Genomic DNA, 16,930 nt, shown 5'->3' on the forward strand with positions numbered 1-16,930 from the left:
CCGCCCGTCACAGGTCGCCCTGCAGCGGCTCGTCTTCGGGCAGCGCGCGGGCCGGATCGTCCCATACGAGGGCCATCCCGTCCGCCCAGTACGCGTCGGGGTCGGCCCCGTGCGCGCGTGCCCGCAGTGCCTGGAGCCGGACCGGCAGCGGCGCTCCCCGCCCCGCCTCGGTCAGCTCCTCGCGCAGCCCGCGGTGGAACGGCGCGCAGTCGGCCGCCGGATCGGCCGGGGGCCGCCGGGTGACGGCCACCCCGTATCCGGCGTCGTGGACCGCGTGCAGGGAGCCGCGGGTGGGCTCCGCGTCGGCGGCCCGGCAGTGCACGGGCACGGTGTTGTCCGGCAGGGCGTCGAGCCATTCCGGTGCCGGGGTCCGGGGGCGCCCGCGCGCGCAGTCGGCCCGCTCGTCGAGCAGCGGCCCGGCCTGGACGCGCGCCCAGCGGTCGGCCCGGCGGTGGTCGGCCTCGTCGTCGGACGGGATGCCGCCGCTCCCGGCCGGGTGGCGGAACACCACCGGCCGCTGGACGCCCAGCGGTACCCGGCCCGCCACGGTCCAGGTGTCCACCGGCAGGCCGAACAGCTCGGGCGCCACGGCGACTTCGAGGAGGGCTGCCGCCTCGTGGGTGTCGCAGCGCCGGAAGGCCTCGGCGAGCGGGACCCGCAGCACTTCCGCCAGAGCCGCGCGGGTGGCCCGTACGCCCGAGTCCACCGGGGTCACCCGCCCCGGGTGGGCGGGCCCGGCCAGCACCGAGACCCGCCAGTCGTAGACGTCCTCCCAGCCGTGCGCCCACGCCTCCAGCAGCACCGAGGGCCCCCGGGGCAGCCCGCCGGCCGGCCGGCCGTGCCCGTTCGGCTGCTGCGCGGCCTGGATGCGCCGGCGCCGGTCCCGCCGCGCCAGGCCCTGTTCGTGCCGCTCGCCCAACTCCCGCCGCAGCGGCCGCCACAGCCGTTCGGCCGTCGCCCGTACCCAGTCCCACAGCTCTTCGTCGGCGCCCGCGGAGGGCGGCTCGCGGTGGTCGGCCACGCTCACGTCGGTCGCGTACCGGAGCATCGCGGCGGCCTCGCCCGCGCCGCCCGGCGGGTCGTGCAGCATGCCGAGCCCGTCGCGCCAGCTGAGCGGGGCCGGCAGGCCCGGGTCGGGCTCCTCGCCGCGGGCCGCCTCGACCAGCGCGCGGACGACCTCGGAGGAGCGCGGCGGGGGCAGTTCCGCGAGCAGCCCGCACAGCGTGGTGCGCTCGGCGGGGGTGAGGCGTCTGCGGCCCTCGTGCGGATCGCCGCCGGCCGGGAGCTCGTCGTGCACGTCGGTCCAGGTGCGGCGGCTGCCCAGGTCGCTCAGGTGCTGGTCGTAGTGGTAGAGGTCGTGGGCCTGCATGACCCGGCGGTAGAGGCCGACCTGGCCGGTGGCGGCCAGCGGCAGGGTGCGTAACTGCACGACGGACACGGCGAGTCCGCCGCCGCCTCCTTGCCGGCGGGCCTTGACGACGCCGACGACCTCGCCGCGATAAAGGTCCACGACCGGGCCGCCGGACATGCCGGGCTCGATCTCGTCGTCGTCGCCGAGGCGCAGGGCGGCGCCGCCCGCGGCGGTGCCGCGCAGCCGGGTGGTGCGGCCGGTGATCTCGGGGGTGCCGAGGTCCTCGGTGCAGCCGAAGTAGGCGACCTCGTCGAGGCGCGGTCTGCCGCGGTCGGTGAGCCGTACGCAGGCGTGCGTGATCGGTGCGAGGACCCGGACCAGCGCCAGGTCGGGCAGGTCCCACAGGGCGCGCCGGGCGGGGCGGCGCTCCTCCAGCCGCTCGGGCAGGACGCACTCGACGCGGCCGGTGACGGTCCCGGTGGCACCGTCGGCGCCGGAGGAGAAGGTGATGCCGAGCTCACGCCCCACGAGACGCACCGCTGCACCCCCTTCACCGACGACGTGCGCGCACGTCAGGACCCAGCCCGGGGCGATGAAGAAGCCACTCCCCCAGGTGGGACCGGTCCCACGGGGTGCATACCCGTCCGGGGCCGCGTGGACGCGCACGGTGGCCGCCTGGACGAGGGGCTCGAGGAGCTCGTAGGCGCGCGCGGTGCCGCCCGTGCGCCCGTCCTGCATCCCCTGCCCCCTCAGGTGTCTGGCAGTCCAGGCTAGCGCCGGGTCCGGCAGGGCGGGAGGTCTCGCCGGGTATGCGGATTATCCTGGCGGGAAACATCCCCTGCACACCTTCATCACGGCACGGAGCCCGACTTGTACTTCACCGATCGCGGCATCGAGGAGCTGGAGAAGCGGCGCGGCGAGGAGGAGGTCACCTTCGAGTGGCTCGCCGAGCAGCTGCGCACCTTCGTCGACCTGAACCCGGACTTCGAGGTCCCGGTGGAACGCCTGGCCACGTGGCTGGCGCGGCTGGACGACGAGGACGACGAGGACGAGTAGTCCACACGGGGGACGCCCCGGTCCTGCCCCGGACGGCCGGGGCAGGACCGGGGTGTGCCTCCCGCGTCACCAGAGGGTGGCGACGACCTCCGTGGGTTCACGGAGCCATACCTGGCCGCCGTGGGCCGTGGCGGTCAGGCCGAATTCGCCCCGCCCCGGCCGGCCGCTGTCCTGCCAGGACCGGTAGGCGTCCGCCACCTCGGACCACAGGCGGCGCGGGCCGTACTGCTCGGTGGCGTACTCCTGCCCGCCCTCCGTGAACTCGACGGTCGCCCAGGACTTCCGGTCGTCGGCGAGCAGCCAGTAGGTGGCTTCCCCCGGCGCGTCCTCTCCTGCCTGGTGGAGCTGCGCCCACACCCCGGGGACGTGGAGACCGATCCAGAACTCGGTGTCGCCCTGATGCCACAGCTCGTAAGGGCTGACGCGCGTCGTGCCGGCTGTTCCGTCCTCCCCGTTGTAGATGTCCTCGACCGCGGCGTACCGGGACCTCTGCTGCCTGGCCCACATGAAGTCGGGATCGCCGGTGAAGCGGCCGCGGGCTCGCCCGTCCTCCACGTCGAGCTTCAGGTACGAGAACGAGTGGAAGGCCGTCCCGAACGGGGCGACGATCGTCCCCCCGTCCCTCACCTGGCGGAGCAGGGCCTCCGGGACGACCTTTAGGGCGCAGGTCGCCAGGATCACGTCGAACGGCGCGCGCTCGGGGCTTCCCTTCAGGCCGTCGCCGACGAGGACGGTCGGGCCGTACCCGGCGAGCCGGAGGTTCCGGCGGCCGTCCGGGAAGAGACGCTCGTCGTACTCCATCGTGGTCACGTTCTCGGCGCCGAGCCGCTCGCACATCCACGCCGTGTTCATCCCCGTGGCCGTGCCGATCTCGAAGACGCGCTCCCCGGGCGCCAGGCCGGAGAGGGCCAGCATTTCCAGCATTACGGACGGCTTCGAGGAGGACGAGGTGGGGATGCCGTGGCCGTCCGACGCGCCGTCGTCGACTTGCGTCACGATGTCCAGCTGGCCGACGAGGTGGTCCCGCAGAGTTCGGGCCTCGCCGCAGGTGAGGACGAGTTCGCCGGCGCCTTGGTGGACATCCACGTCGAACAGGTCGATCGGGACCCGCACTTCCCCCGTTTCGCTGTCGGTACGGGGCTGCGCGTCGCGCATCATTGAGGCATGCCAGCCTCGAACCATCGTGCACCTCCTGGGTGATGACGTGTCGTCACCGTATGAGTGCACACAGCGAGACAGGGGGACAGGTTGTCCCCCTACCCCAAGTCGTCCCTGCTCTAGGCGGTGGCGACGCCTACGGCCTCCGCGAGGGTGCCGGCCTCGGGACGTAGCGCGCGCGGCGCCTCCCGCCACAGGTCCAGAACCGCCGTACGGGCGGCCGGGGTGTAGACCACGGTTTCCGAGCTGATCTCGTGGGCGATCTGCATGACGTGCAGCGCGGCCGTGCGGTCCCCCCGCTGGATGTGCCCGCGTGCCACCTCGACCCAGAGCCGGGAGCGTCGCTCACGCGACGGCATGGCGTCGGGGTCCACTTCATCGGCCAGGGTGAGGGCCTGACGGGAGACGGACAGGTCGGTCGTGACGCTGATCTGGTGGAAGTCCACGTTCGCCCTGCCGAACATCGTGGAGGGGTGAACGTACCCGGGCGCCAGGGACTTGGCGACCTGGTCGCCGGAGTCCCAGTACCGCCAGGCGTCACCGGCACGGCCGGCGCGGGCCGCGGTGACGGCGGCGTGCAACTAGAGCGCGCCGTAGATCCCTCGCCAGTCGGCCGGGGCGCCGTCCAGGTGGGGGCGGAGCAGGGAGGCGGCGTCCTGCACGAAGCCGATGGCCTCGTCGGCGCTCGCGGTGCTGCGGAGGATGTTCCCGAGGCTCCACGCTGCGGCCGCGATGGCGGAGGGGTTGTCAGAGGCTTGCGCGGCGGCCAGGGCCCGGTCCGCGACGACCCAAGCCATTTCGGCCGGGGCGATGTAGGCAGTGGCCTGCCCCGTTAGCCGGTACGTCTCCGACAGGGCGACGCAGGCCGCGCGGCGGCGGCTCCCTTCGAGGGCGCGGACTGCCGTCTCGGCGTCCCGGATCAGGGCGGGCAGACGGGCCCCCACCTGCGTGCGGTTCCGGTCGGAGTCGTGCCAGAGCCGCCAGGCCTCGTCCACACGGGCTTGAAGTGCGGCGGGGTCCGGCGGCGTCTGCGGGAGGTCCCAGAGCAGGGGCCGGGCCATCACGGCTTCCCAGATGGCGGGCATGGAGGAGTGGGTGAGTCGGCCGCCGCCGACCGGCGTGGCTACTTCCGCGTCGCTGCCCGTGAGGAGCTGGAGATCGTCCAGCTGGAGTGCTCCGGCCAGACGCATCAACAGGGCGTGCGAGCGGAGTTCACGCTCACCCGACTCGATCTTCTTGAGCCAATCCGGACCGCGCCCGCAGAGGCCCGCCAGCACGGGACGGGACATCCCGCGCGACTCACGGAGGAGTCTGATTCGCTCGCCGGTAGTGAGGTTGCTGGGGATTTCCACGAAGATGTACCCCTTCTCTAATATGCCCTGCGGCCAGCGTACGGCCGGGCGTTGGAGCAGGGGAATGACGAAAGGCCGTGCGGTTGCACGACATCTACCTGTACGGGAGGACATGGGATGCACGTAGGGATCGCCGGTCACCGTGGGCTGAACGCCGAGGTGGAGCGGAAGGTGCGCAACCTGCTCGAAGCCGCACTGCGGGATCACGGCGGCACCGACTTGGTCGGCGTCTCCTGTATCGCAGACGGCCCCGACGTGTGGTTCGCTGAGTACGTCCTCGCCCACGGCGGCCGCCTGGAGGTGGTGGTCCCGGCCGAGCAGTACCGCGAGAGTCTGCCGGAAGAGCACTGGCTGATATACGACGAGCTGATGAGTCGGACCTCCGAGGTGCACCGCACCGGGATGGCCGCCTCCGATTCGGCGGCGCACATGGCCGGCAGCGAGATCCTCGTGGGCCTGGTCGACGAGCTGCTGGCCGTCTGGGACGGGAAGCCTGCGTGGGCGTACGGCGGCACCGCCGACGTGGTGGCGCATGCAGAGCGCACCGGGGTCCCCGTGCGGGTTCTCTGGCCCGAGGGTGCAAGTCACTGACCCATGCACGCAAAAAGGCCCCCTCACCTCCTGGTACATCTGGGTCGGCTGATGGGGAGGCCGGGGCCGGGGATCGTCAGCACACGGACAGAGAGAACGAAGCGCTGTTGCGGTCACCCCGCAGGCGCGCCACGAGGCCCTTCAGCAGCAACACGGCCACGCCGACACCGGCCGCGCCTGCGGCATAAGACGACTAACGGCCCGGCCGCACGAAGCGGTCGGGCCGTTGTCATGTGCGCTCTGACCAGCAGCGCAGGGAGATCCCTTGGGCGCCCAAGATCAGGCGGCCTTGGTCTCCCAGAAGATGCGGTCGATCTCGGCGATGAGCTCGAGGGCCTTCTGGCCGGTCGCCGGGTCGTTCGACGCCTTGGCGGCCGAGAGGGCCTTCAGGGTGTCGTTGACCAGGGTGTGCAGCTGCGGGTACTTCTCGAAGTGCGGGGGCTTGAAGTAGTCGCTCCACAGCACCGAGACGTGGTGCTTGGCGAGCTCGGCGCGCTGCTCCTTGATGGTGATGGCGCGCGCGCGGAAGTCGGCGTCCTCGTTGGCCTGGTACTTCTCCTGGACGGCCTTGACGGACTCGGCCTCGATGCGGGCCTGGGCAGGGTCGTACACGCCGCACGGAAGATCGCAGTGGGCGGAGACCTTCGCCTTGGGGGCGAAGAGGCGGGAAAGCATGGAGTGTGTCCTCCTCGTGATCGTCTTCTCAAGAGGGGAGATTACTCCGTGGGACAGGGGATTTCGCGAGCGGCCCCGTGGGCTTAGGACAAAAGTCCAGGGTGGTGTCCGGACCGGTGAGCGAACGTACGGGAGTGTGCGGCAGCATGCGCAGTGAGGCGAGAGCGGGCGAGGAGGTCGCGCATGGCGGAGAGAAGGGGCTCGCGGGTGGCGTTCGAGGTGCTGGAGGTGGCGGGGCCCTCGATGGTGCCGACGCTGCTGCACGGCGACCGGCTGGTGGTCCGGTACGGGGCCTCCGTGCGCCCCGGTGACGTGGTGGTGCTGCGGCACCCGTTCCAGCAGGACCTGCTGGTGGTCAAGCGGGCGGTGGAGCGGCGGCCGGGCGGCTGGTGGGTGCTCGGGGACAACCCGTACAACGAGACCGGCGACAGCACCGTCTACGGGACGGTGCCCGAGGAGCTGGTGCTGGCGACGGCGGTGCTGCGCTTTCGGCCGCGCGCGGCGGATCAGAGTTCGCTGAGGGCGCGGCTGTCCTGGGCGGTGTCGGCGCTGCGGCCGCTCTGGCCGGACGCCTCGGCTTCCAGCCGTTTGCGGGCCCGGTAGGCGGCCACGTTGGCGCGGGTGGCGCAGCGGTCGGAGCAGTAGCGCCGGGAGCGGTTGGTGGAGGTGTCGAGGTAGGCGTTGCGGCAGGGCGCGGCCTCGCACAGGCCGAGGCGGTCGGGGCCGTGCTCGGTGAGGTGGAAGGCCAGGCCGAAGGACGCGAGCGCGGCGTAGCCGGCGGAGGCGTTCGAGGGGTGGTCGGCGAGGTGGATGTGCCAGTTCGGGCGGCCCTCGTCGTCGAGGTACTCGTGGCCGGAGACCTGGGGGCTGACCGGGAACTCCATGAGCAGGGAGTTCAGCAGGTCGACCGCGAGGACGTGGTCGCCGCCGTCGGCTGCCTCGAAGACGGCGCGCAGCCGGCCGCGGACGTTGCGGAAGCGGGTGACGTCGGCGTCGGTGACCCGGCGGGCGGCCTGGACCCCGGTGCCGAAGAGGCCCCGGACGGCGTCCACCGAGGTGAGCGAATCCTTGTTGCGGGCCGGCTCCTCGGTGTTGACCAGGCGCACGGCGTAGTCCGAGTAATGGGCCAGTTCCACTTGTAGTCCTTACGGCTGCGGATTAATGTCTCGGGTAACGGCTGAGACGTATTCGAGGGTATTACGGCTGGAGGGGTGAACGATGGCGGAGACCACGACCGACTGGCAGGCCTGGCAGGAGAGCTGGGACCGGCAGCAGGAGTGGTACATGCCCGACCGCGAGGAGCGGTTCCGGGTGATGCTGGACATGGTCGAGGCGCTGGTGGGCCCTACCCCCCGGGTGCTCGATCTGGCGTGCGGTACGGGAAGTATTACGGACCGCGTCCTCACGCGGTTCCCGGAATCCACCAGTACGGGCGTCGATCTCGACCCGGCACTGTTGACCATCGCCCGCGGCCACTTCGACGGCGACCGGCGCGTCACGTTCGTCACCGCCGACCTCAAGGACCCCGGCTGGACCTCGGCGCTCCCGTACGACACGTACGACGCCGTCCTCACGGCCACCGCCCTGCACTGGCTGCACAGCCCGCAGCTCGCCGTGCTCTACGGGCAGCTCGCCCCGCTGGTGCGCACGGGCGGCGTCTTCATGAACGCCGACCACATGCCCGACCCGGCGACCCCGCGGATCAACGCCGCCGAGCGTGCCCACCGGCACGCCGGGATGGACCGGGCGCGCGCGGCCGGCGCGCTGGACTGGGCCGACTGGTGGGCTCTCGCGGGCGCCGACCCGGTGCTCGCCGAGCCGACGAAGCGGCGGTTCGAGATCTACGGCGAGCACGCCGACGGGGACACCCCCGACGACGCCTGGCACGCCCGGACCCTGCGCGAGACGGGCTTCGCGGAGGCCCGGACGGTCTGGCGCTCGCCCTCCGACGGGCTGGTCCTAGGACTGAAGTAGCACCCTTGTAGGAAAGTGAGAACTTCCACGGCGTGCGAGAGGGGCGGTACGGGAATCCCGTACCGCCCCTCTCACGCATGCGGCTCACGCGTTCGGCGCGCTTACAGCACCTTGGACAGGAACGCCTTCGTCCGGTCGTGCTGCGGGTTGCCCAGGACCTCGCGCGGGTGGCCGGACTCGACCACGACGCCGCCGTCCATGAAGACGAGGTTGTCGCCGACCTCGCGGGCGAAGCCCATCTCGTGGGTCACCACGATCATGGTCATGCCCGACTCGGCCAGGTCCCGCATGACGTCGAGGACGTCGCCGACGAGCTCCGGGTCGAGCGCCGAGGTGGGCTCGTCGAAGAGCATCAGCTTCGGCTCCATGGCCAGCGCGCGGGCGATCGCCACGCGCTGCTGCTGGCCGCCGGAGAGCTGCGAGGGGTAGTTCCCGCCCTTGTCGCCCAGGCCCACGCGGTCGAGCAGCCGGACAGCGCGCTCGCGCGCCACCGCCTTGCTCTCGCCCTTGACCATGATCGGGGCTTCCATGACGTTCTCTATGGCGGTCATGTGCGGGAACAGGTTGAAGCGCTGGAAGACCATGCCGATCTCACGGCGCTGGGCCGCGACCTCGCTGTCCTTCAGCTCGTAGAGCTTGTCGCCCTTCTGGCGGTAGCCCACCAGCTCGCCGTCCACCGAGAGCCGCCCGGAGTTGATGCGCTCCAGGTGGTTGATGCACCGCAGGAAGGTCGACTTGCCGGAGCCGGACGGGCCGACCAGGCAGAAGACCTCGCGCGGGGCGACCTCGAGGTCGATGCCCCGCAGGATGTGGGCGGCGCCGTACGACTTGTGGACGCCCTCGGCCTTGACCATCGGCTGAGTGGTCATCGCGCGACCTCCGTACGGCGGAACATGTTCAGGTTGGCACGCAGGCGCTGGAACGGCGTCGGCGGCAGGTTCCGCGTGGAACCACGGGCGAAGCGGCGCTCCAGGTAGTACTGGCCGACGCTGAACACACTGGTCAGAGCCAGGTACCAGAAGGAGGCCACGAACAGCATCTCCATGATGGCACCGGCCGTGTTGCCGATGTTCGACGAAGCCCGCAGGAGTTCCGTGTACTGCACCGCCGAGACCAGCGACGAGGTCTTCAGCATGTTGATGAACTCGTTGCCCGTGGGCGGGATGATCACGCGCATCGCCTGCGGCAGCACGATCCGGCGCATGGTCTTCGTCTGCGGCATGCCGAGCGCGTGGGCGGCCTCGGTCTGGCCCTCGTCGACCGACTGGATGCCGGCCCGGACGATCTCCGCCATGTACGCGCCCTCGTTCAGGCCGAGGCCCAGGAGGGCGACCATGAACGGGGTCATGACGTCGACGGTCTCGTTCTTGTAGATCGGACCCAGGTTGATGTACTGGAAGATCAGCGACAGGTTGAACCACACCAGCAGCTGCACGTACACCGGGGTACCGCGGAAGAACCAGATGTAGAGCCAGGAGACGGCGCTCGTCACCGGGTTCTTCGAGAGGCGCATCACCGCGAACACGATGCCGAGCGCGAGGCCCAGCGCCATGGACGAGATGCTGATGATCACGGTGTTGCCGAGACCGTTCAGGACCGCCGGGTCGAACAGCTTGTCGCGGACCGTCGCCCAGATGACGTTGCCGTTGGCGAACGCGTAGACGATCCAGGCGAGCAGCGCAATGACCACGACGCCGCTGACCCAGCGGCCGTAGTGCCGCACCGGGATGGCCTTGATGGCCTCGTACGGGGTGCCCGAGGCGCCGGGTCCGGCCGGCTGGTTATCGGCCGGACCCTTTTCGATCTTGTCAGTCACAATGACTGCCCTTCAGTGGAGCGTGGAGCGCTGGACTTACTGACCTGCGTTGACCGTCGCGGCCTTGACGGCACTGTCCTGCACGTTCCACTTCTCCAGCGCCTTGCCGTAGGAGCCGTCCTTGATCGCGGCGTCGAGGGCCTGCTTGAGGGCGTCGCGGAGCTGGTTGTTGTCCTTGCTCACGCCGATGCCGAAGAGGCCGACGTCGCTCTGCTGGCCGGCGACCTCGAAGTCGTTGCCGCCACCGGAGGTCTTCACCGTGTAGGCGGCGACCGGGTAGTCGTTCAGGTCGGCGACGGCGCCGCCGGCCTTGACGCGGGTCTGCGCCTCGGCGTCGGTGTCGAAGGCCTGGATGGTGAGCTTCTTGTCGCCGCACTTGTCGGCCTGGGCCTTGAAGCTGTCCTCGTAGATCGTGCCGCGCTGGACGGCCACGGTCTTGCCGCAGAGGTCGTCCATGGACTTGATGCCCTCGGGGTTGCCCTTCTTGACGAGGAGCGAGAGGCCGGAGGAGAAGTAGTCGACGAAGTCGATCCCCTTTCCGATCTTCTGGCCCTTGTCGTCCAGACCCTCCTGGCGCTTCTTGTTGTCGGTGATCGACGACATGATCGCGTCTTCACGGCCGGTGTAGATCGAGGTGATCAGGCCGTCGAAGGTGCCCGCGGTGAACTGGAACTTCACACCGAGCTGCTTGCCGAGCGCCTCGGCGATGTCGGGGTCGACACCGACGATCTTGCCGCCCTCTACGAATTCCATCGGGGCGTAGGCGGAGTCCGTGCCGACCTTGATGACACCGGCGTCCTGGATCTTCTTCGGCAGGGCCGAGAAGAGCGGGGCGGAGCTGTCCTTCGAGGTACCACCGGAGGGCGTCGACGAGGAGCCCTTGTCCGTCTGGTCTCCACAGCCGGTGAGGATCAGGGCGCCGGCGACCGCGATCGCGCCGACCGCGGCGATCCGGGACCGTGCGGCGGTCGTACGACGGGTGGTGCTTGCGGTCATGAGCTGGTTCCTCCGGGTGGCTGGGGAAAGCATCCGAGAGCGGTCGGGCACGCATCTTCGAGTGTCGCGACCTCGTGTGATTACGGCATCTTGCCATTCGGACTGCCGCATTCAGGCAGTTCGTCAGGTCAAAATCGGATAACGGGTGGGTGGGGGTGCCCAACAGGACTGCGGGAAGGGGCTCCTGCGGCCGCAGAAACCGCCGCGACCTGGCCCTTTTGACGGACTATTTGCGGTCCGTCTCGCCCATTGGACAGAGGCGTTTGGACCTTTCGCCAAAAACAGGACAAGAGGTCTACTGTCGAGCAGGAATCGACTCGTCTGGGTGAGCGTTCTTCGGGTACAACGGATCCTTACACCCCTCATCCGGGGCTCAGGGCGCGCGTGCGGCGCGCCCGCGCGTACGAACCTCCCCTTCGCGGAGACGGGCCAACCGTCGATGCGGAGTACGGACGCGGTGCCCGCCCACCCCTTAACCAGGTGTGGTCACCCTCAATGATTCAAAGACTTAAGGGGCCAAGAAAGTGGCAGCGGAGATCGTCAATCCTCGCAGCGACAGCGCGACGGACAACAACCCGGACGCGGTGTTCGCACTGCACCGGGGCGGCAAGATGGCCATCCAGGCCACGGTGCCGGTCCAGAACAAGGATGACCTGTCCCTCGCGTACACGCCCGGCGTGGCGAAGGTCTGCAGCGCCATCGCGGAGCAGCCCGAGCTGGTGAACGAGTACACCTGGAAGTCCAACGTGGTCGCCGTCGTCACCGACGGCACGGCCGTGCTCGGACTCGGTGACATCGGTCCCGAGGCCTCCCTCCCCGTGATGGAGGGCAAGGCCATCCTGTTCAAGCAGTTCGGTGGTGTGGACGCGGTGCCGATCGCGCTCGCGACCAAGGACACGGACGAGATCATCGAGACGGTCATCCGCCTCGCCCCGTCCTTCGGAGGGGTGAACCTGGAGGACATCTCCGCCCCCCGCTGCTTCGAGATCGAGCGCCGGCTCCAGGAAGCCCTGGACATCCCGATCTTCCACGACGACCAGCACGGCACGGCGATCGTGACGCTGGCCGCCCTGCGCAACGCCGCGAAGCTGACCGGGCGCACGCTCGGCGACCTGCGCGCCGTGATCTCGGGTGCGGGCGCGGCGGGCATCGCCATCGCCAAGATCCTCGTGGACGCGGGCATCGGCGACGTCTGCGTCACCGACCGCAAGGGCGTCGTCTCGGCGGACCGCTCCGACCTGACGGACGTCAAGGCGGAGATCGCGGGCCTGACGAACAAGACCGGCCAGACCGGCTCCCTGGAAGCGGCCCTGAACGGCGCGGACGTGTTCATCGGCGTCTCCGGCGGCACGGTGCCCGAGGAGGCGGTGGCCTCGATGGCGAAGGACGCCTTCGTCTTCGCCATGGCCAACCCGAACCCGGAGGTCCACCCGGACGTCGCGCACAAGTACGCGGCGGTCGTGGCCACGGGCCGCTCGGACTTCCCGAACCAGATCAACAACGTGCTGGCGTTCCCGGGCATCTTCGCGGGCGCCCTGAAGGTCCGCGCCAGCCGGATCACCGAGGGCATGAAGATCGCCGCCGCCGACGCCATCGCCGGTGTCGTGGGTGACGAGCTCGCCGCCGACTACGTGATCCCGTCGCCGTTCGACGAGCGCGTCGCCGAGGCCGTTGCGGCCGCGGTCGCCGCGGCGGCCAAGGCCGACGGCGTGGCCCGCCTGGCCTGACCCGGCGGCAGACGCGAGGAGGGGCCCGACCGGATGAACCATCCGGTCGGGCCCCTCCTTTTTCACGCACCTTCGCGTACTGCGCGCACGGGGCACACCCTCCCCGCCCCCGAACCGGGAGGGGATGCTCCGCCTCTGCGCCTCGACGAAGCTGACGCTTCGTCAACAGGGATGCGGCCAAAAAGTGGCAGGCTCATGACCAGCCGGGCCGCATGGCGTGAATATTACCGCTACCCAAGGCTTGATTTTGACGTTCCGCTTTCCCCCTCCGCCGGCACAAGACCGCACGTGCGACCCATGGTTGAGCGCGCAACGAACGGTTCCGCTCAGGCTCCGCGCGGGCCCAGTACGGACGCACGGAGACCCCCGTCCGGTTCCCGCCGACGGACACCGACTCCTACGGACGGCCGTGCGACGAAGGCCTCACCTGCAGAGCGCCGACAGGACTGGCCCGCCGCGCTACCGGGCGGTAGCGTCGCGGCATGTTCGCTGCCTACGCCGCCCGAATCGACCGTGACCAGCCGCTGAGCGGCCTTGTGCTGGGCGAGCGCCCGGCCCCCGAGGACCGCCCCGGCTGGGTGACCGTGAACGTCAAGGCCGCCTCCCTCAACCACCACGACCTGTGGTCGCTGCGCGGGGTCGGCCTCGGCGAGGACAAACTCCCGATGATCCTCGGCTGCGACGCCGCAGGCGTCGACCAGGACGGCAACGAGGTCGTCCTGCACTCCGTGATCGGCCAGACCGGCCACGGGGTCGGCCCCGACGAGCCGCGCTCGATCCTGACCGAGCGCTACCAGGGCACCTTCGCGGAGCAGGTGACCGTCCCCGCCTGGAACGTGCTGCGCAAGCCCGCCGAGCTGTCGTTCGAGGAGGCCGCGTGCCTGCCGACGGCATGGCTGACGGCGTACCGGATGCTGTTCACCAACGCGGGCGTGCGCCCCGGCGACTCGGTGCTCGTACAGGGCGCGGGCGGCGGGGTCGCGACCGCCGCGATCGCCCTCGGCAAGGCGGCGGGCCTGCGGGTCTTCGCCACCAGCCGCGACGAGGCCAAGCGCAAGCGGGCGGTGGAGCTGGGCGCGGTGGAGGCGTACGAGCCGGGCGCGCGGCTGCCGCAGCGGGTGGACGCCGTGATCGAGACGGTCGGCGCGGCCACCTGGTCACACTCCGTCAAGTCGCTGCGCCCGGGCGGCACCCTGGTCATCTCGGGCGCCACGAGCGGGGACCGTCCCGCGCACGCCGAGCTGACCCGGATCTTCTTCCTGGAACTCAAGGTGGTCGGCTCCACGATGGGGTCGAAGGACGAGCTGGAGGACCTGCTGGCGTTCTGCGCGGCGACCGGGGTGCGACCGGTGATCGACGAGGTCCTGCCGCTCGACCGGGCGCGGGAGGGCTTCGAGAAGCTGGAGGCCGGCGACCTGTTCGGCAAGATCGTCCTGACCGTGTGAGCCGGGACCTCCCGCCGCTTCGTCAACGATGATTGACACCGTCGCGCTCGTCAACCTACATTGACAGGCATGACAGAAGCGACCGATCTCGCCGAGCGGGCCGGCGACCGTGACCCGCGCGTGGGCCTGCGTGCCGTGACCGCGCTCCGGAGGCTGCTGGAGCAGTTGGAGGCCGTACAGGTGCGCAGCGCCCGCGCGCAGGGGTGGTCCTGGCAGGAGATCGCGGCCGAACTGGGCGTCAGCCGCCAGGCCGTACACAAGAAGCACGGGAGGGTCTGATGTTCGAACGCTTCACGCAGGACGCCCGGGACGCCGTGACGGGCGCCGTGGCCGGGGCCCGGCACGCGGGGGCCGCCACCGTCACCGAGGAGCACCTCCTCCTCGCCCTGCTGGACCGGGGCGCCCTGGACCCGCTGGGCGTGGACCGCGCCGCGGTGGCGGCGGACCTCGCCGCGGCCCGCCGCCGGGGCGGCATGTCCCGGGCGGACGAGGAGGCCCTCGCGGGCCTCGGCATCGACCTCACCGAGATCGTCTCGCGGGTCGAGGAGACCCACGGCGAAGGCGCACTGGCCTCGGCGACCCCGCGGCGGCGGTCCCTGGGCTCCTCGCTCCGCTCGGCGCTGGGCCGCCCGGAGCCGGAGAGGCGCCACGTCCCCCTCACGGCGGGCGCGAAGAAGACCCTGGAACAGTCCCTGCGCATCGCGCTGGGCCGCCACGACCGCCACATCGCCACCCTGCACCTGCTACTCGCCCTGCTCTCCCGCCCGGGCACGGCCGCCGAGGTCCTGGCGGACCACGGCGTCACGTACGCGGCGGCCGAAGCGGGCCTGGCGGCCTGATTCGCGACCTATCGCGACGGCCGGAGCGTCGCGGCGAGGCGGTCCGCCGCCGCCGCGAGGTGGGCACGGGCCTCGGCCAGCTTGGCCGGGGTGACACCGTGGTCGCGGGCCGCGTCGCGGACGTCGTCGCGGAAGCGGTCCAGCAGGCGGTCCAGGTCGCGGGCCGGGTCGCCGGTGGGGGTGAGGTCCTCGGCCCAGTGCGGGTCCGCCGCCGCGGCGCCGGCGGTCTCCGCGGCGGCACCGGGCGCGGCATCAGCGCCGGTGCCGGGCCCGGCGCCGGTGGTGGTACCCGCACCGGTCGTGCCGCCGCCGAGCCAGGTGCCGGCCAGATTGCCCAGCACCCCGCCGGACTTCGCGAACTGCTCCTGAAGCTGGCCCGCGATCCGCATGACCTCCTCGCGCGCCCGCTCCTGCGCCTCCTTGGCCTGGCGGCGGGCCTGCTGGGCCTCCTCGCGCGCCCGGCGGCTCTCGTCCTTCGCCCGGCGCGCCTGCTCCTTCCACTCCTGCCTGGCCTTGCGCAGCTCCTCCTTGGCCGCCGCCCAGGACGCGTCCTCGACCGGGGCCGCCGTCGCGGAGGCCGCGGCCCGCATCTCGCGCCGCAGGGCACCCGCCGCACCCCGTACGTCGTCACGGATCTCGGCGGCCAGCTCGGAGACCGAGTCTCGGATCTCCAGCTCCAGGTCGGCGAGCTCACCGCCGCGGTCGGCCAGTTCGGCGCGGCCCGCCTCGGTGATGGAGTAGACCTTGCGCCCGCCTTCGGTGGCGTACGTGACCAGCCCCTCGGCCTCCAGCTTGGCCAGCCGGGGGTACACCGTGCCCGCGGAGGGCGCGTACAGGCCCTGGAAACGCTCCTCCAGCAGGCGGATCACCTCGTACCCGTGCCGCGGGGCCTCGTCCAGCAGCTTGAGCAGGTAGAGGCGGAGGCGGCCGTGGGCGAAGACGGGCGGCATGTCAGAGCACCTTCTTGTCGAGCACGAGAGGAGCGGCAGGGGTGTCGGCGGCCGGGCGGCGCAGCAGGGCGATGGCACCCGAGACGGTGGTGGCCCGCAGGGTGCCGGTGCCGGCGCCGAGGGTGCCGGTGATCCGCTTGGCGCCGAACTGGCCGGAGACGTGCAGGTCCTCGAAGGCGTTGGAGACGCCACCGCTGGCCGTGTTGGCCTCCACCCGCGCGTCGGCGGGGTGCGGAAGGCGGATCGCGACCTGCCCGGACACGGAGTTCAGGCAGATGTCCACCGGCCGCGGCTCGGCCGGATCGAGGGCCAGGTCGATGAGCATGTCACCGCTGACCGAGTCGGCCCGTACGTTGCCGCCCGCGCCGTCGACCACGGTCAGGCCGCCGGAGACGGAGTGGAAGCCGAACTCGCCGGTGACGGACTGGGCCTCGACGCCGCCGGAGACGGTCCTCGCGTTGACCCTGCCGGACAGGCCGACCAGCGTGACGTCGCCGGAGACCCCGCCGACGTCGGTGCCGCCGCCGATGCCGGAGACGACCGAGGTGGCGCTGACCGCCGCCAGCTGGAGGTGGGTGGCGGCGGGGACGGTGAGGGTGACGGTGGCGCGGCGCTCCCAGGCCTTGCGGCCCGCGCCGGAGCGGGACCAGACCTTCCAGGGCTTGGCGTCGAACCACTCCTTGAAGCCCTGGGAACCGTTCCAGGGCAGGTCTTCGTAGGACACGGTGAGGGTGCCGCCCTCCTGCACGACGTACAGGGGCGGTCCGTCGACCGCGGCCACCTCCAGACGGGCCGGACCCTCGTCGGCGACGACGTTCACCGTGCCGCCGACGACACGGACACGGAGCTCGGTCACCGGCTCCTCGAAGGTGAGCTTCTGCGGTTCGGCGACGGACCACGTCTTCTGCTCTGCCATGGTGCAGATCCTCCTCGGCGTACGGACACGGCACGCAACATATCGCGTCTTCTGGCTAACACGATATATCGCGGTAGCGCGAAG

19 protein-coding genes are annotated in these 16,930 nt (G+C 71.1%); 8 read left to right on the forward strand and 11 right to left on the reverse strand.

The annotated features are described in order from the left end of the window. Positions 1–7: 7 nt before the first annotated feature. Entirely contained in the window at positions 8–2,089 is a 2,082-nt protein-coding gene (locus AB0I68_RS03360; protein WP_363175478.1) for a trypsin-like peptidase domain-containing protein, read from the reverse strand. A gap of 132 nt (positions 2,090–2,221) precedes the next feature. Here AB0I68_RS03360 and AB0I68_RS03365 point away from each other — a divergent pair, with 132 nt between their 5' ends. Next, complete coding sequence (locus tag AB0I68_RS03365; RefSeq protein ID WP_010061466.1) at positions 2,222–2,407, forward strand: DUF6104 family protein; 186 nt, start codon at positions 2,222–2,224, stop codon at positions 2,405–2,407. 66 nt (positions 2,408–2,473) lie between these two features. Here AB0I68_RS03365 and AB0I68_RS03370 read toward each other — a convergent pair whose 3' ends face one another. The 3 genes from AB0I68_RS03370 to AB0I68_RS03380 form a co-directional block, all read right to left on the reverse strand. Next, the gene (locus AB0I68_RS03370) at positions 2,474–3,565 is read right to left on the reverse strand and encodes a methyltransferase domain-containing protein (RefSeq protein WP_363175479.1); all 1,092 of its coding nucleotides are present in this window, start codon (positions 3,563–3,565) and stop codon (positions 2,474–2,476) included. Between the two features lie 119 nt (positions 3,566–3,684). Continuing rightward, on the reverse strand, positions 3,685–4,146 hold the full coding sequence (locus tag AB0I68_RS03375; RefSeq protein WP_363175480.1) for a hypothetical protein: 462 nt from the start codon (positions 4,144–4,146) through the stop codon (positions 3,685–3,687). Continuing rightward, positions 4,147–5,031 carry a helix-turn-helix domain-containing protein gene (locus AB0I68_RS03380; RefSeq protein WP_363175481.1) on the reverse strand — a complete coding sequence of 295 codons (885 nt, stop codon included), beginning with the start codon at positions 5,029–5,031 and terminating at the stop codon, positions 4,147–4,149. Positions 5,032–5,034: 3 nt separating this feature from the next. On the opposite strand from AB0I68_RS03380, the gene AB0I68_RS03385 reads away from it, so the two are divergent. Continuing rightward, positions 5,035–5,508, forward strand: coding sequence for a hypothetical protein (locus AB0I68_RS03385; protein WP_363175482.1), 474 nt, complete (start codon positions 5,035–5,037; stop codon positions 5,506–5,508). 279 nt (positions 5,509–5,787) lie between these two features. On the opposite strand, the gene sodN is transcribed toward AB0I68_RS03385, so the two are convergent. After that, positions 5,788–6,183, reverse strand: coding sequence for a superoxide dismutase, Ni (gene sodN, locus AB0I68_RS03390; protein ID WP_008741558.1), 396 nt, complete (start codon positions 6,181–6,183; stop codon positions 5,788–5,790). 183 nt (positions 6,184–6,366) lie between these two features. Here sodN and sodX point away from each other — a divergent pair, with 183 nt between their 5' ends. Beyond that, positions 6,367–6,786, forward strand: coding sequence for a nickel-type superoxide dismutase maturation protease (gene sodX, locus AB0I68_RS03395; RefSeq protein WP_363175483.1), 420 nt, complete (start codon positions 6,367–6,369; stop codon positions 6,784–6,786). Here the strand turns inward: sodX and AB0I68_RS03400 are convergent. Next, positions 6,690–7,319, reverse strand: a complete 630-nt coding sequence (locus AB0I68_RS03400) for a CGNR zinc finger domain-containing protein (protein WP_363175484.1) — start codon at positions 7,317–7,319, stop codon at positions 6,690–6,692. The genes sodX and AB0I68_RS03400 overlap by 97 nt on opposite strands. A gap of 82 nt (positions 7,320–7,401) precedes the next feature. Between AB0I68_RS03400 and AB0I68_RS03405 the strand changes: the two genes are divergently transcribed. Then, entirely contained in the window at positions 7,402–8,157 is a 756-nt protein-coding gene (locus AB0I68_RS03405; RefSeq protein WP_363175485.1) for a methyltransferase domain-containing protein, read from the forward strand. Positions 8,158–8,258: 101 nt separating this feature from the next. Here the strand turns inward: AB0I68_RS03405 and AB0I68_RS03410 are convergent, their stop codons facing one another. From AB0I68_RS03410 to AB0I68_RS03420, 3 genes are read right to left on the reverse strand one after another with little or no spacing between them, the layout of a single operon-like run. After that, on the reverse strand, positions 8,259–9,026 hold the full coding sequence (locus AB0I68_RS03410) for an amino acid ABC transporter ATP-binding protein (RefSeq protein ID WP_363175486.1): 768 nt from the start codon (positions 9,024–9,026) through the stop codon (positions 8,259–8,261). After that, a complete protein-coding gene (locus tag AB0I68_RS03415) occupies positions 9,023–9,973 on the reverse strand; it encodes an amino acid ABC transporter permease (RefSeq protein WP_363175487.1) in 951 nt (316 codons plus the stop codon). The genes AB0I68_RS03410 and AB0I68_RS03415 overlap by 4 nt, the downstream gene beginning before the upstream one ends. 36 nt (positions 9,974–10,009) lie before the next feature. Continuing rightward, positions 10,010–10,969: an ABC transporter substrate-binding protein gene (locus tag AB0I68_RS03420; RefSeq protein WP_363175488.1), complete on the reverse strand. Its 960-nt coding sequence runs from the start codon at positions 10,967–10,969 to the stop codon at positions 10,010–10,012. A 536-nt stretch (positions 10,970–11,505) separates the two neighbouring features. Here AB0I68_RS03420 and AB0I68_RS03425 point away from each other — a divergent pair. From AB0I68_RS03425 to AB0I68_RS03440, 4 genes are all read left to right on the forward strand, one after another. Next, on the forward strand, positions 11,506–12,696 hold the full coding sequence (locus tag AB0I68_RS03425; RefSeq protein ID WP_363175739.1) for an NADP-dependent malic enzyme: 1,191 nt from the start codon (positions 11,506–11,508) through the stop codon (positions 12,694–12,696). A gap of 482 nt (positions 12,697–13,178) precedes the next feature. Beyond that, positions 13,179–14,141, forward strand: coding sequence for a zinc-binding dehydrogenase (locus AB0I68_RS03430; RefSeq protein ID WP_363175489.1), 963 nt, complete (start codon positions 13,179–13,181; stop codon positions 14,139–14,141). 69 nt (positions 14,142–14,210) lie between these two features. Then, positions 14,211–14,420, forward strand: coding sequence for a helix-turn-helix domain-containing protein (locus AB0I68_RS03435; RefSeq protein WP_363175490.1), 210 nt, complete (start codon positions 14,211–14,213; stop codon positions 14,418–14,420). Then, positions 14,420–14,980 carry a Clp protease N-terminal domain-containing protein gene (locus tag AB0I68_RS03440; protein WP_363175491.1) on the forward strand — a complete coding sequence of 187 codons (561 nt, stop codon included), beginning with the start codon at positions 14,420–14,422 and terminating at the stop codon, positions 14,978–14,980. Before AB0I68_RS03435 ends, AB0I68_RS03440 begins: the two co-directional genes overlap by 1 nt. Before the next feature lie 8 nt (positions 14,981–14,988). On the opposite strand, the gene AB0I68_RS03445 is transcribed toward AB0I68_RS03440, so the two are convergent. Next, complete coding sequence (locus AB0I68_RS03445) at positions 14,989–15,930, reverse strand: helix-turn-helix transcriptional regulator (RefSeq protein ID WP_363175492.1); 942 nt, start codon at positions 15,928–15,930, stop codon at positions 14,989–14,991. Between the two features lies 1 nt (position 15,931). Continuing rightward, positions 15,932–16,846, reverse strand: a complete 915-nt coding sequence (locus tag AB0I68_RS03450) for a DUF4097 family beta strand repeat-containing protein (protein ID WP_363175493.1) — start codon at positions 16,844–16,846, stop codon at positions 15,932–15,934. Positions 16,847–16,930 lie beyond the last annotated feature (84 nt).

Source organism: Streptomyces sp. NPDC050448 (genome assembly GCF_040655295.1).
GTDB lineage: Bacteria > Actinomycetota > Actinomycetes > Streptomycetales > Streptomycetaceae > Streptomyces.